Source organism: Chryseobacterium sp. SIMBA_029 (assembly GCF_046535275.1).
GTDB lineage: Bacteria > Bacteroidota > Bacteroidia > Flavobacteriales > Weeksellaceae > Chryseobacterium.
The window spans coordinates 1-250 of record NZ_JAWRXA010000648.1 but is presented as its reverse complement, the minus strand read 5'-3'; the positions used below and the strand labels follow the sequence as shown (position 1 = coordinate 250).

The following is a 250-nucleotide window of genomic DNA, read 5'->3' as shown; positions in this document are numbered from 1 at the left end:
GGTGCTTTTATTGAATCAGTAATATAATAGGTGTTCTCCATAGTGTTGGCCGGTGGTCTTACTACCAGTACTACAGAGTCTATTTTTGGATTAGGTCCATTGAAGTCAAAATTATCCGTAGGCATTCTCAATTGAGTAACATAGGATGCTTTCTGCATTCCAAACTGGCTTTCTGTAAAAGAACCAAGAACTCCGGTAGATAAAGCTGCCCCTGTTCCACTTAGTCCGGTAATAAGCCTGGAAGCATCAC

1 protein-coding gene is annotated in these 250 nt (G+C 41.2%); it reads right to left on the bottom strand.

Features of this window, described 5'->3' with window-relative positions; genetic code table 11:
• Positions 1-250 (bottom strand): DUF4270 family protein (locus SB679_RS25565; protein ID WP_410705171.1); only part of this gene is annotated, 250 nt, incomplete at both ends.